This window comes from Trujillonella endophytica (assembly GCF_900110555.1).
Classification (GTDB): Bacteria; Actinomycetota; Actinomycetes; order Mycobacteriales; family Geodermatophilaceae; genus Trujillonella; species Trujillonella endophytica.
On the sequence record NZ_FOEE01000009.1, the window covers coordinates 120,227 to 132,450 of the forward strand.

Below are 12,224 nucleotides of genomic sequence, written 5' to 3' on the forward strand. Positions count from 1 at the left end.
GCTTAGGACGCCGGGCACTGGCCGGGTCGACCCCCACGGCGCCGCCTAGTCTCGGGAGCCATGCCGACCGGAACCGCCCTGCTCACCGACCGGTACGAGCTCACCATGGTCGCCGCCGCGCTGGCCGACGGCACCGCCGACCGCGACTGCGTGTTCGAGGTCTTCGCCCGCCGGCTGCCGCACGGTCGCCGCTACGGGGTGGTCGCCGGCACGGGGCGGCTGCTGGAGGTCCTCCCGCACTTCCGCTTCGGCGACGAGGAGCTCGCCACGCTGCGCGCGCAGGGCGTGACCGACGCCCGGCTGCTCGACTGGCTGGCCGACTACCGCTTCGGCGGCGACGTGGACGGCTACGCCGAGGGCGAGTACTTCTTCCCCGGCTCCCCGGTGCTCACGGTGCGCGGGTCCTTCGCCGAGGCGGTGCTGCTGGAGACGCTGGTGCTGTCGGTGCTCAACCACGACAGCGCGATCGCCTCGGCCGCGGCCCGCATGATCGGCGCCGCCGCGGACCGGCCGTGCATCGAGATGGGGTCGCGGCGCACCCACGAGGCCGCCGCCGTCGCCGCGGCCCGCGCCGCGTCGCTGGTCGGCTTCGCGTCGAGCTCCAACCTGGAGGCCGGCCGCCGCTACGGCGTCCCGACCACGGGCACCAGCGCGCACGCGTTCACGCTGCTGCACGACGACGAGGCGTCGGCGTTCCGCGCGCAGGTCGCGACGCTGGGCACCGGCACCACGCTGCTGGTCGACACCTACGACGTCGAGCAGGGCATCCGCACCGCCGTCGAGGTCGCCGGGCCCGGGCTCGGCGCGATCCGGCTGGACTCCGGCGACCTGCCCACGCTCGCCGTCTCCGCCCGCGAGCTGCTGGACTCCCTCGGCGCCCCCCGGACGAGGATCATCGTCACCAGCGACCTGGACGAGTACGCGATCGCCGGGCTCGCGGCCGCACCGGTCGACGGCTACGGCGTGGGCACCTCCCTCGTCACCGGGTCGGGGGCGCCGACGGCCGGCATGGTCTACAAGCTCGTGGAGCGGGACGGGGTCCCCGTGGCGAAGCGGTCCGAGGGGAAGAACTCGGTGGGCGGCCGCAAGCACGCCGTCCGCCGGCACGACGCGTCGGGCACCGCCACCGCCGAGGTGGTGTGCAGCGGCCCGATCGATCCCGCCGACGGCGACCGCGACCTGGTCGTGCCCCTCGTCCGCGGCGGGGAGAGCTGCAGCGGGCTCGCCCCGGCGCAGGCCCTCGCCGAGGCCCGCGCGCACCACGAGCGGGTGCGCGCGACGATGCCGGCGGAGGCCTTCGCGCTCTCCCGCGGCGACTGCGCCATCGAGACCATCCACCAGTGACGGGAGGACGTCCCATGACCCGCGCCCTGCTCGTGATCGACGTGCAGAACGACTTCTGCGAGGGCGGCAGCCTCGCCGTGGCCGGCGGCTCCGACGTCGCGGCCGGCATCAGCGAGCACACCCGCACGGCCGGCGGCGACTACGCGCACGTCGTCGCGACCCGGGACCACCACGTCGACCCGGGGAGCCACTTCTCCCCCGCCCCCGACTTCGTCGACAGCTGGCCGGCGCACTGCGTCGTCGGCACCGGCGGCGTCGACCTGCACCCCCGGCTGGACCGCGGCCCCCTCGAGGCGGTGTTCGACAAGGGCGAGTACGCCGCCGCCTACTCCGGCTTCGAGGCCCGCTCGGCGGGAACGCCGCTGGCCGAGTGGCTCCGGTCGCGCGGGGTGGACGCCGTCGACGTCGTCGGCATCGCCACGGACCACTGCGTGCGCGCCACGGCCCTGGACGCGGTGGCCGAGGGATTCCGCACCCGCGTCCTGCTGGACCTCACCGCGGGGGTCTCGCCGGCCACGACCGAGGCCGCGCTGGAGCAGCTCCGCACGGCGGGCGTCGAGCTGGCCGGCGAGGTCCACCGCGCCGGCTGAGCTCGTCGTCGCGGGTGTTCCTCGCGCTCTGACGGTCCTGCGGGACCCGCAACGCACGGAGAAGACCGCCACTGGCATGGGCGCTCGCCACGCGGCCCCGATGTCGTCCGGAGGACCGCCCCGTCAGTCGCAGGCGTCGAGGACCTCGTCGCGCGTGAAGCCGAGCACCTGCAGGACGGCGTCGAGGTAGGGCTGGTTCAGGGCGGTGTGCGCCTGCTCGCGGACGACGGGCTTGGCGTTGAACGCGATGCCCAGGCCGGCCGCGTTCAGCATGTCGAGGTCGTTGGCGCCGTCGCCGACCGCGACCGTCTGCTCCAGCGGGATGCCGTACTCCCGGGCGAAGCGGGCCAGCGCCCGGGCCTTGCCCGCCCGGTCGACGATCTCGCCCACCAGGCCGCCGGTGAGCCGGCCGTCCGCGACCTCGAGGGTGTTCGCCGCGGCGAAGTCCAGCCCGAGGCTCTCCGCGAGCGGGTCGGTGATCTGCGTGAACCCGCCGCTGACGATGCCGCAGCGCAGGCCCAGCCGCTGCAGCGTCCGGATCAGGGTGCGCGCGCCGGGGGTCAGCACCAGCGCCTCCCGCACCTCGTCGAGCACCTCCACGGGCAGCCCGGCGAGGGTGGCGACCCGGGCGCGCAGCGACTCGGCGAAGTCCAGCTCGCCGTTCATCGCGGCCGCGGTGATGGCGGCGACCTCCGCGGCGCGACCGGCGCGGGCGGCGAGTTCGTCGATGACCTCGCCGCGGACCAGCGTGGAGTCCACGTCGAGCACGATGAGGCGCTTGCTCCGCCGGGCCAGGCCCACCTGCTCGACGGCGATGTCGGTGCCGGTCTCGGCGGCGACGGCGGCGAGCACGGTGCGCAGCTCGGTCGCCTCGGCACCGGAGACGGTGAGCTCGAAGCTGGTGACCGGGTAGTCCGAGAGCCGGCGGATCGCGTCGATGTTCGCGCCGGTGCCGGCGATGGCCGTGGTGGCGCCCGCGACGGCCGCCGGCGACACGGGTCGGCCCAGCAGGATCACGTGGTGGGGGCGGTCCGCGGCACCCGCCGCGGCGCCGGGGCCGGTGGCCTCGACGCGCACCTGCATCCCGGTGTCCCGGGCGACGTCGTCGGCGAGCCGGCCCAGCCGGGCGACCAGGGCCGCCTCACCCCCCTCGCCTCCCTCGCCTCCCTCGGCCGGCGTGCCGACGGCGACCACGATCCCGAGGACGAGCTGCCCGTGGACGACGACCTGCTCGAGATCGAGCACCTCCACCGCCGGCACCCCCTGCCCGGGGGCGGCCAGCGCGGTGAACAGCCGTGCGGTGACGCCGGGACGGTCGGGGCCGCTGACCGTCAGGACGGCGCTCGGCCGGGAGGAGCCCTCCGGGGCCGGCGTGCGGGGGGCGGGGTCCGGCGACACCCGGTCATCGTGCCGCACCGCCCGCGACCGGCCGGGACCCGGCCCACCGCCCGGACCGCGCCGCACCCGGTGCCGTCCGCCGGGTGGTCCGGACCCCGCCGGTCCCCCGGCCGCGCGCCCCGGCCACGCGCCCCGGCCACGCGCCCATGCCGCGCACATGACGACGCCCCGCCGGCCCGAAGGCCGACGGGGCGTCGTGAACAGGCTCTCCTACGTGAAGTCGGGGTCGTTCTCGCCCTGACGACGCCCGGCGGTGCCACCGATCTCGCTGACCCCGCCGTAGGGCTCGTGCCGCTTGCCCACGTGCGCCTCGCGGTGCAGCCGCTCCACCAGGTGCGGGTAGTGCGCCTCGAAGGCCGGCCGCTCGGAGCGGATCCGCGGGATCTCCGTGAAGTTGTGCCGCGGCGGCGGCGACGAGGTCGCCCACTCCAGCGAGTTGCCGTGGCCCCAGGGGTCGTCGCGCAGCGCGAGCTTCCCGTGCTTCCAGGACTTGATCACGTTGTAGAAGAACGGGATCACCGAGGCGCCGAGCACGAACGAGAAGATCGTCGAGACGACGTTCAGCGTCGTGAAGCCGTCGATCTCCTGGTAGTTGACGTAGCGGCGCGGCATGCCCTCGCCGCCCAGCCAGTGCTGGACCAGGAACGTGCCGTGGAAGCCGATGAAGGTCAGCCAGAACTGCAGCTTGCCCAGCCGCTCGTCCATCATCCGGCCGGCCATCTTCGGGAACCAGAAGTAGACGCCGGCGTAGGCGGCGAACACGACCGTGCCGAAGACGACGTAGTGGAAGTGGGCCACGACGAAGTAGCTGTCGTTCAGGTGGAAGTCCAGCGGCGGGCTGGCCAGCAGCACACCGGTCAGACCACCGAGGAGGAAGGTGATCACGAAGCCGAGCGAGAACAGCATCGGCGTCTCGAACGTCAGCTGGCCGCGCCACATGGTGCCGATCCAGTTGAAGAACTTGATGCCGGTCGGCACGGCGATCAGGTAGGTCATGAACGCGAAGAACGGCAGCAGGACCGCGCCGGTGGCGTACATGTGGTGCGCCCACACGGCGACCGAGAGGATCGCGATCAGCAGGGTCGCGCCGACCATGCCCTTGTAGCCGAACAGGGGCTTGCGGCTGAACACCGGGATGATCTCGGTGACGATGCCGAAGAACGGCAGCGCGATGATGTAGACCTCGGGGTGGCCGAAGAACCAGAAGAGGTGCTGCCACAGCATCGGCCCGCCGTTCTCGGCGGAGAAGATCAGCGAGCCGAGGTTGCGGTCGGCCAGCATGCCCATGATCGCGGCCGTCAGGATCGGGAACGCGAACAGGATCAGCAGGCTGGTGACCAGCGTGTTCCAGGTGAAGATCGGCATCCGGAACATGGTCATGCCGGGCGCGCGCAGGCAGATGATCGTGGCGATGAAGTTGACGCCACCGAGGATCGTGCCCAGGCCGCTGACCGCGAGGCCGGCGAACCACAGCGTCGCGCCCGCACCCGGGGAGTGCACCGCGTCCGACAGCGGCGCGTAGGCGTACCAGCCGAAGTCGGCGGCCCCGCCGGGGGTGAGGAAGCCCGAGACCGCGATGGTCGAGCCGAAGAGGAACAGCCAGTACGACAGCGCGTTCAGCCGCGGGAACGCGACGTCCGGCGACCCGATCTGCAGCGGCATGATCAGGTTCGCGAACGCGAAGAACAGCGGCGTCGCGAACATCAGCAGCATGATCGTGCCGTGCATGGTGACCAGCTGGTTGTACTGCTCCGGCGAGAGGTACTGCAGACCCGGCTGCGCCAGCTCCCCGCGCATCAGCATGGCCATGAGGCCGCCGATCACGAAGAACACGAACGAGGTGACCAGGTACATCAAGCCGATGGTCTTGTGGTCGGTGGTCCGCAGCAGGTTCGAGAGCCGCGAGCCCTTCTCGACCTCGCGAGCCGGGCTGGGCCTGCTCACGATCGGAGCCGGTGCGATCGTCACGCCGCCACCTTAGACGGTGCCTCCGGCCCACATCGCGCCGACGCCGGAGGCGACGGTCACGGTGCGGTCACACCCCACGGACCCAGCTGGTGACCTGCACGGCGACGGTCACCCGGACCGGCTCGGGCAGCCCCGCGACCGCGCCCACGAGGGCGTCGGGCGACAGGTGCCGGGCGTGCGGACCCATGCCCACGAGGGTGACGACGTCGGCGCGCGGCAGCTGCCGCACCTCCCGGTGGACGGTCGTCGCCGCGTGCGCCAGGTGCGGCTCCAGCGTCCCGGCGAGGCGGGCGTCCTTGTCGGGGTCGACCCGGAGCAGGCCCAGCGGAGCGACCAGCTCGACGAGGTGGTCCGGGGCCGGGGTCACGACCACCAGGCGCCCGCCGGGCGCGAGCACCCGCGCGGTCTCGGGTCCGTTGCGCGGCGCGAACACGCCGAGCACCCGGTCGACCGCAGCGTCGCGCACCGGCAGCCGCGCCCACGCGTCGGCCACGACCGCCAGCACCCTCGGCGAGACGCCGGCGGCCCGGCGGGCGGCGTAGCGGGAGGCATCGAGGACGACCCCGACGGCATCGGGCAGCCGCTCCAGGACGGCGGCCAGGTGATGGCCGGTGCCCCCGCCGAGGTCCAGCAGCGTCGCCGGCGGCTCCCCCGCCGGCCCCTCCCCCGCGAGGACGGCGTCCCCCAGGGCCCGGCTGACCCCGGCGAACGCGCCGGACCCGAGGAACTCCACCCGGTCGGCCACCATCTGCGCCGAGTCGCCCGTCGGCGGCGTCCGCCCCGGTGGCAGGAGCGTGACGTGCCCCTGGCGGGCCCGGTCGAACGCGTGCCCGGCGTCGCACCGCAGGCCCGCGTCGCCGTCCACCGGCGCCAGCGGCGCGCCGCACCCGGGGCAGGCGAGCAGGGCGACGGCGGCGGCGGGCAGCGGCCGCCGTCCGCTCACCGCGGGACCGCGTGCAGCGTGACGTCGTGCAGCGCCCCGCCGGCCGCGACGGCGGTGAGGAAGGTGCCGTGCGGCTGCCGCCGGCGGTCGGTCGGCGACCCCGGGTTGAGCAGGCGCAGGCCGGTGGCGGCGGTGGTGTCCCAGGGGATGTGGCTGTGGCCGAAGACCAGCACGTCCTCGTCGGGGAACCGGGCCGCGCACCGGACCTCCCGCCCGTTCGCCTCGCCGGTCTCGTGGACGACGCCCAGCCGGACCCCCTCGACCTCGACGCGGGCGACCTCCGGCAGGCGCTCGCGCAGCACGCCCGTGTCGTTGTTGCCGTACACCGCGACCAGCCGGCGGGAGCGGCGCTCGAGCTCGTCGAGCAGGCCGGCGTCGACCCAGTCCCCGGCGTGCACCACGACGTCCGCCGCCTCGACCGCCTCCCACAGCAGCGGCGGGAGGTCTCGCGCCCGCCGGGGGACGTGCGTGTCGGCGATCAGCACCAGCGAGGCGGGCACGGCGTCAGCCGTCGGCGGCCAGGGCGCGGAGCCTGGCGTTGTAGGCCTCCAGCTCGGCGTCCCCGGAGCGGTCGGCGCTGCGGTCCAGGCGCCGGGCCCGCCGCTCGTCGGACCGCATCCAGGAGAACAGCACGACGGCCAGCACGAGCGCCGTCGGCAGCTCGCCGAACGACCACGCGATCCCGCCGGCGATGCCCTGGTCCGCGAGCGGGTCGATGCCCCAGGCGGCCGGCGGCTGCGCGAAGCTGTCGACGACGAGGCCGGTCGCCATCATCACCGCGACGCCGAAGAAGGCGTGGAAGGGCACCGGGGCCAGCAGCTCGAGCATCCGGCCGGCGTGCCCGACCGAGCGGGGCCACGGGTCCTGGGCGAGGACCGGCCCGAAGAACAGCAGCCCGGTCACCACGAAGTGCGTGAGCATGAACTGGTGCCCGACGGGCGAGGACATCAGGTCGTCGAACAGCGGCGTGAAGTAGATGCCGTAGAGGCTCGCGATGAACAGCGGCACCGTGAACAGCGGCGAGGCGACCGCCTGCGCGAGCCGGCTGTGCAGCCCGTCGAGCAGCAGCGCCCGCGGCACCCCGGCGAGGCCGGTGCCCCGCGGCAGGGTGCGCAGGGCCAGCGTGACCGGCGACCCGACCAGCAGCAGCAGCGGCGTCAGCATCGACAGCACCATGTGCTGGGTCATGTGCACGCTGAACAGCACCATGCTGTAGCCGTTGAACCAGGTGCCCGTGACCGCGAACAGCGAGACCGCGCCGGCGACCCAGGCCGCGGTCCGCCACCACGGCCAGGCGACCCCGGTCCGGCGCAGCCGGACCACGCCGGCCAGGTAGACGACCAGCGCGAGCACGGCGAGCACCGGCAGGACCGACCAGGCCTCCAGGTGCGGCAGGAACAGCCGCCCCGGGCTCGGCGGCTCGCCCGGCACCCACATGCCCGAGTGGTGCCCGTGGTCCACCTGTACCTCCGGTTCCGACGACGTCGGCGTCCATGGTCCCACCGCTCCCGGAGCAGAGCGGCCGTCCGGGTCGCTCAGTCGTGGACGGGGGCCTCGTGCGCGGCATGGGTGGCCGCCTCGAGCTGGAAGGTGCAGTGCTCGACGTCGAAGCAGTCGTCGAGGCAGGCGCACAGGGCGTCGAGCACCCGGCCGCCGTGGCCGCCGTCGAGGGCCTCGTCGGTCACGACCACGTGCGCCGAGAGCACGGGCAGCCCGGAGGTGATGGTCCAGGCGTGCAGGTCGTGGACCCCGAGCACGCCGTCGACCTCGAGCATGTGCTGGCGCACCTCGTCGAGGTCCACGCCGCGCGGGGCGGCCTCCAGCAGCACGTCGAGCGCCTCGCGCAGCAGGGACCACGCGCGCGGCAGCACCAGGCACCCGATGAGCAGCGAGGCGACCGTGTCGGCCGGCGTCCAGCCGGTGACCGCGATGACGCCGGCCGCGACGAGGACGGCGACGGAGCCCAGCGCGTCCGAGAGCACCTCGAGGTACGCGCCGCGGATGTTGAGCGACTCCCCCCGGCCGCGGTGCAGCAGCGCGAGGCCGATCAGGTTGACCACCAGCCCGGCCCCGGCGGCCAGCAACATCACGCCGGCGTGCACCTCGGGCGGGTTCTCGATCCGGCGGGCGGCCTCCACGAGGACGTAGCCGCCGACGCCGAGCAGCAGCATCCCGTTGGCGACGGCGGCGAGGATCTCCACCCGCTGCCAGCCGAAGGTCCGGCGCCCGCGCGGGGGCCGCTGGGCCAGCGACACCGCGCCCAGCGCCAGGCCGATGCCGAGGGCGTCAGTGGCCATGTGCCCCGCGTCGGCGAGCAGGGCCAGCGACCCGGACACCACGGCCCCGACCACCTCGGCCACCAGGACGACGACGGTGAGCCCCAGGACGGCGGCCAGCCTGCGCCGCTGGCCCGCGGCCGCAGTGCCGTGCGCATGACCGTGCCCGTGCCCGTGCGAGTGGCCGGCACCCATCAGCGGCTCACCTCCCCGACGCATCTCCGCTCCCGCGAGTGTGCCCCAGGCCGGCCTCCCCGCACGGACGACGCCCCCGTCCCCGGGCAGGCCGGGGCGGGGGCGTCGTCGTGGTGGAGGGTGCGGCTCAGATCTGGACGCCGCGCTCCCGCAGCCAGGGGAGCGGGTCGACCTTCGGGCCGCCGAGCCCGCCCACGTGCACCTCGAAGTGCAGGTGCGGACCGGTGGACTGACCGCGGTTGCCCAGCAGCGCGATGGTGTCGCCGGCGCGGACGACCTGGCCGGCCTCGACCAGGATCCGGTCCATGTGGCCGTAGACGGTGACGTCGCCGTTGTCGTGCTGGATGTACACGGCCAGGCCGAAGCCGCTCGCCGGGCCGGCCTCGAGCACGACGCCGTCCATGGCCGCGTACTCGGGCGTGTGCATGGGGGCGGCCAGGTCGACGCCGGCGTGCAGCGTGCCCCAGCGGGCACCGAACCCGCTGGTGAGGCGGGCGCCCTGGACCGGGAGGACGGCGTCGGGGCGGGCCGCCTCGGCGATCGCCAGCGAGGTCAGCTGGTCGGCCTCGTTCTGCGCGGCCGCGGCGACGTACCGCTCCAGGTCCCGGCTCTGCCGGCTGGAGGCGAGCTCCGCGAGGTGGATCGCGTCGACCTGCACCGGTGCGGGCTCGCTGCCCTCGATGCCGAGGGCGCGGGCCACGCTGACGGACTCGTTCACCGGCTGCGCGGGGTCGGCGTGCGCCTGCGTCTCGCCGCCGGTGACGACGCCGAGCCCGGCGGCCGCGGCGAGCGCGGCGGCCACGTAGAGGGCGGGACGACGACGGGCCAGCGTGGCGCGGTGCCGACCGTGCCCGGCGGTGACGACCGGCACCGAGCAGCGCTCCGGACCCTCCTCGGCGGTCGCGGTGTCCTCGGCCCGAGCGACCTCCTCGGCCTGAGCGACCTCCTCGACGGGGGCCACCGCCTCGAGGCCGGCCCTGGCCGTCGCCTCGGCGGCGCCCGCGAGGTCGGCCAGGTCGTCGGCCCCCGCGAGGTGCGCGTCCGGGGTCGGCGCGGCGTCGTCCGGGCGTCCCCAGCGGGCGACGACGGAGCGGGCACCGACGGCAGACCGGGAGCCGGCCCGCACGGTGCCGCGCCGGACGCCGCGCGCCGCGGCGGCCGCACGGGAGGCCACGGAACGGGTGGAGGAACGGGACGCCCCGTCGTCCTCCCGTCGCTGCGCGTCCCCCGCGCGCTGCGTCGAGAGGATCGGGGAGACCTCCGCCCCGGCCGCGTCGGGGCGCCGAGCGGGCGCGTCCGGAAGGCCGTCGAGAGGCGTCCCGGCACCCGGAGCGGGCACCGTCGCCTCGTCGAGGACGGGGTCGTGGTGGAGCTGGGACATGCACCTGACTTCCGCAGGGGACAAGGACGTGTTGCGTGGTGGTCCGGGGAAGGAACGGGAGCCATGTAAACACGCCGTGATCGGTTCGTGATCTGCATGACGGGGTATCAGCGGTCAGTTCTGTGGTCTTGGCCACTGAGCTGCACGGATGTAATTCGACGTTGCGTAGAACTAACATGACTCTCCGTGAGCGCCGCGCCGGTTGAGCGTTGAACCAGGCGCGACGAGCCTCACCACCGGGCAGAAGCCCCTGGTCGGACCTGCCGACGACGACTATGAGGAGTTCCCCGCATGCGCGCAGTGACTTGGCACGGCCGAGCCGACGTCCGGGTGGACACCGTTCCCGACCCCACGATCCAGGAGTCCACCGACGTCGTCATCGAGGTGACGTCCAGCGGCATCTGCGGCTCGGACCTCCACCTCATCGAGGTCATGGCGCCGTTCATGAGCGTCGGCGACGTCATGGGGCACGAGCCCATGGGGATCGTGCGCGAGGTCGGCAAGGACGTGACCGCCGTCGCGCCCGGGGACCGGGTGGTCGTCCCCTTCAACATCTCCTGCGGCACCTGCTGGATGTGCGCCCAGGGTCTGCAGTCCCAGTGCGAGACCACGCAGAACCGTGACCAGGGCTTCGGCGCCTCCCTGTTCGGCTACACCAAGCTCTACGGCCAGGTGCCCGGCGGGCAGGCCGAGTACCTGCGCGTGCCGTTCGGCAACACGCTGCCGATCAAGGTCCCCGACGGCCTGCCCGACGACCGCTGGGTCTACCTCTCCGACGTGCTCCCCACCGCGTGGCAGGCCGTCCAGTACGCCGCGGTGCCCCCGGGCGGCACGCTGCTGGTCCTCGGGCTCGGCCCGATCGGCGACATGTGCACGCGCATCGCCCACCACCTGGGGATCGAGAAGGTCTACGCGTCGGAGGTCGTGCCCGAGCGCATCGCCCGGGCGACCCGGCGCGGCACCGAGGTCATCCGCTCGACCACGCAGGCCGAGGTCGTGCAGGCGATCCGGGACGCCACGGACGGTCGCGGCCCGGACGCCGTCATCGACGCGGTCGGCATGGAGGCGCACGGCTCCCCGCTGGCCAGCCTCGCCCAGAAGGCGACGGCGATCGTGCCGGACGCGATCATGGCGAAGGTCATGCAGGTGGCCGGCATCGACCGCCTGGCCGCGCTGAACACCGCCATCGAGGCGGTGCGCCGCGGCGGAACCATCTCGCTGTCGGGCGTCTACGGCGGCGCGACCGACCCGCTGCCGCTCATGCGCATGTTCGACAAGCAGATCCAGCTGCGCATGGGCCAGGCCAACGTGTGGCGCTGGGTGCCCGACATCCTGCCGATCCTCGCCGAGGGCGACCCGCTGGGCGTGGACGAGTTCGCCACCCACCACGTGCCCCTCGAGCAGGCGCCCGAGGCGTACGCGAACTTCCGGGAGAAGAAGGACGGCGCGGTCAAGGTGCTGCTCACCCCCTGAGCGAGCCGGACGTCCCCGGCCTGGGGGCACGCGCTCCTCAGGCGGGGACGACGGCGTAGCGGGCCACGAGGAGGTCGACCGCCGCGTCCAGCGTCGCCCGCGTCGCCGCGGTGTCCCGGTCGACCAGCCAGGTCGTCGTCGCCCCGTCGACCAGCGTCACCAGCACCCGGGCGGGCTCGGCGAGCGGTCCGCGCCACCGCGCGCCGGTGCGGGCCGCCGCGCGCTCGAGCAGGGCCGCCGCCGCGGCGGCGTAGGCGCGGTACTGCTCGCGGGCCACCGGGCGCAGGTCGGGCTCCCGCACGGCGTGCAGGGTCAGCTCCAGCATCAGCTGCTCGGCACCGGGGTCGGCCTCGAGGTGGCCGAGGTAGCCCCGCGCGGCGGCGCGCAGGCAGTCCGCCGGCCCGGCGGCGGGGTCGATCGCCGCGGCGTCCAGGGCGGCGGTGGCGGTGGCCAGCTCCCGGCCGACCACCCGGCGGACCAGCTCCGCCAGCAGCTCGTCGCGGGACGCGAAGACGTAGTGGAAGCTCGCCAGCGACATGCCGGCCTCGGCGACCACCGCGCGCGTGGTGCCGGCGGCGAGCCCGTCGCGCCCCATCACCCGCAGCGCGGCCTCGACCAGCGCCTCCCGCCGGTCGCCGGCGGCCAGCCGCGGCACC

The 12,224-nt window shown here is 74.6% G+C and carries 11 protein-coding genes; 3 read left to right on the top strand and 8 right to left on the bottom strand.

What is annotated here, in order from left to right; all coding sequences use genetic code 11:
* Positions 1–60: 60 nt before the first annotated feature.
* Positions 61–1,344, top strand: a complete 1,284-nt coding sequence (locus tag BMY88_RS15180) for a nicotinate phosphoribosyltransferase (protein WP_091945089.1) — start codon at positions 61–63, stop codon at positions 1,342–1,344.
* Between the two features lie 14 nt (positions 1,345–1,358).
* Positions 1,359–1,934 carry a nicotinamidase gene (locus tag BMY88_RS15185; protein ID WP_091945093.1) on the top strand — a complete coding sequence of 192 codons (576 nt, stop codon included), beginning with the start codon at positions 1,359–1,361 and terminating at the stop codon, positions 1,932–1,934.
* A gap of 123 nt (positions 1,935–2,057) precedes the next feature.
* Here the strand turns inward: BMY88_RS15185 and serB are convergent, their stop codons facing one another.
* The 7 genes from serB to BMY88_RS15220 form a co-directional block, all read right to left on the bottom strand.
* Positions 2,058–3,332, bottom strand: a complete 1,275-nt coding sequence (serB, locus tag BMY88_RS15190; protein WP_091945096.1) for a phosphoserine phosphatase SerB — start codon at positions 3,330–3,332, stop codon at positions 2,058–2,060.
* 210 nt (positions 3,333–3,542) lie between these two features.
* Positions 3,543–5,300, bottom strand: coding sequence for an aa3-type cytochrome oxidase subunit I (ctaD, locus tag BMY88_RS15195; RefSeq protein ID WP_091945099.1), 1,758 nt, complete (start codon positions 5,298–5,300; stop codon positions 3,543–3,545).
* A gap of 67 nt (positions 5,301–5,367) precedes the next feature.
* Entirely contained in the window at positions 5,368–6,243 is an 876-nt protein-coding gene (locus tag BMY88_RS15200) for a putative RNA methyltransferase (RefSeq protein WP_091945102.1), read from the bottom strand.
* Entirely contained in the window at positions 6,240–6,743 is a 504-nt protein-coding gene (locus tag BMY88_RS15205; protein ID WP_091945105.1) for a metallophosphoesterase family protein, read from the bottom strand. The genes BMY88_RS15200 and BMY88_RS15205 overlap by 4 nt, the downstream gene beginning before the upstream one ends.
* Before the next feature lie 4 nt (positions 6,744–6,747).
* Complete coding sequence (locus BMY88_RS15210) at positions 6,748–7,704, bottom strand: cytochrome c oxidase assembly protein (protein ID WP_244524701.1); 957 nt, start codon at positions 7,702–7,704, stop codon at positions 6,748–6,750.
* A gap of 74 nt (positions 7,705–7,778) precedes the next feature.
* Positions 7,779–8,714 carry a cation diffusion facilitator family transporter gene (locus tag BMY88_RS15215; protein ID WP_091945108.1) on the bottom strand — a complete coding sequence of 312 codons (936 nt, stop codon included), beginning with the start codon at positions 8,712–8,714 and terminating at the stop codon, positions 7,779–7,781.
* Between the two features lie 127 nt (positions 8,715–8,841).
* Positions 8,842–10,095 (bottom strand): M23 family metallopeptidase, encoded by a 1,254-nt coding sequence (locus BMY88_RS15220; protein ID WP_091945111.1) that lies wholly within the window; start codon positions 10,093–10,095, stop codon positions 8,842–8,844.
* Between the two features lie 291 nt (positions 10,096–10,386).
* Here BMY88_RS15220 and BMY88_RS15225 point away from each other — a divergent pair, with 291 nt between their 5' ends.
* Entirely contained in the window at positions 10,387–11,568 is a 1,182-nt protein-coding gene (locus BMY88_RS15225) for an alcohol dehydrogenase catalytic domain-containing protein (protein WP_091945114.1), read from the top strand.
* A gap of 37 nt (positions 11,569–11,605) precedes the next feature.
* Here the strand turns inward: BMY88_RS15225 and BMY88_RS15230 are convergent, their stop codons facing one another.
* Entirely contained in the window at positions 11,606–12,223 is a 618-nt protein-coding gene (locus BMY88_RS15230) for a TetR/AcrR family transcriptional regulator (protein ID WP_091945117.1), read from the bottom strand.
* Between the last annotated feature and the right edge of the window lies 1 nt (position 12,224).